Here is a 1,270-nt window from a genome sequence, read left to right on the forward strand (position 1 = left end):
CAGGCGCGGGGGCCGCCGTCCCCACGGCCGCCGCCGGGCCGCGGGCGGCCGGCCCGGCGGCTGACGGTCGCGTCGCGCTCGCCCTCCAGGTCGGGCATGCGCAGGCCGAGCAGGGAAACCGGCCTGGCGTCACCGAGATCCGCGGCGGGGAACATGTCCTCGGCGGCGAGGATCCCGGGCCGGTCATCCTGGATGTCGGCCCGGTTGTCGGCATCCTCGTGGACGTTCCAGGGCCCGTCCGGCTCCCCGTACCCGCCCGGCCGGCGGGCGGCATCCGGCCCGGGGCCGTCTTCGTCACGCCTTCGCGCGGTCGTCACCGCTCACCACCGCCTCCCCCTCCCGTGGCGGGCCGCACCGGCCCCGGCCGGAATCGTCCACGAGACGCGATAACCCCAAATCCGCCGGATCCGGGCCGCCGCGACCACGGTATGCGCCAGCCGTTACGGATACGAGTCCCCTCGACAAGGAACAGTTACAAACTCGCTCCGAACCGCCGAGGCTCGCCCGATCTCCCCGCCAACGCCAGTAAACAACCCACCCACGGACGCCCAACCCGCGGGTCGGAATCCGGAATCCGGCCCACGCCGTTCACGCACCCCGACCGGGGTGGGTGAAACGCCCACACCTGCCGGCCGGGACGGGCGTTTCACCCTGGCACTCCAACCTCGATATCGCCGCCCGCCGTCCATCACCCACCGGCCAGCCACCGGCCAGCCACCGGCCAGCCACCGGCCAGCCACCGGCCAGCCACCGGCCAGCCACCGGCCAGCCACCGGAAGCATGATCCGCACGACTTTGTCGTCGCGTACGCTTTCCGGCCCGGTGAGCGTACCCAGCGACAAACTCGCGCCGGTCTTCCTCAGGCCGACCGCGACGCAGGCGCCGATCACGTCTTCCGGCCGCTCGTGGCGGCCGGCTCACCAAGGGCCGGCCGGTCGCCGCACATCGACCTGGGCTTCGGGAGGCTGACCGAGCTGCTCAAGTAGGAGATCGAGTTTCCGGCCGGTGTCGAGAGTGCGGGGGTGGGTAGGGCCGAGGACACGCCGGCGGCGTTGCCAGACCTCTCGGTACAGATCCCGCGCCTTCTCCTCTTCCCCGACGACGCGCAGGACGCCGGCGAGACTGCGCGCCGAGGCCAGAGTGTCGGGGTGGTCGTCACCGAGGATCCGCCGCCGGCGGGCGAGCGTGTCCTCGCACAGGGCACGGGCAGCCGGATAATCCCCCAACCCGGACAGGGCGTCGGCGAGACTGTGCGCCGAGGCCAGGGTGT

General features: G+C 73.0%; 1 protein-coding gene and 1 pseudogene. Both read right to left on the reverse strand.

Annotation, left to right across the window (positions count from 1 at the left end; translation table 11 throughout):
• Positions 1 to 317 (reverse strand): annotated as a pseudogene (locus NBX02_RS16535) (hypothetical protein); the annotation flags it as partial.
• 600 nt (positions 318 to 917) lie between these two features.
• A partial coding sequence (locus NBX02_RS16540; RefSeq protein ID WP_250287412.1) for a tetratricopeptide repeat protein occupies positions 918 to 1,270 on the reverse strand: 353 nt, incomplete at its 5' end.

This window comes from Protofrankia sp. CiP1_Cm_nod1 (assembly GCF_920888515.1).
In the GTDB taxonomy this organism is placed as follows: domain Bacteria; phylum Actinomycetota; class Actinomycetes; order Frankiales; family Frankiaceae; genus Protofrankia.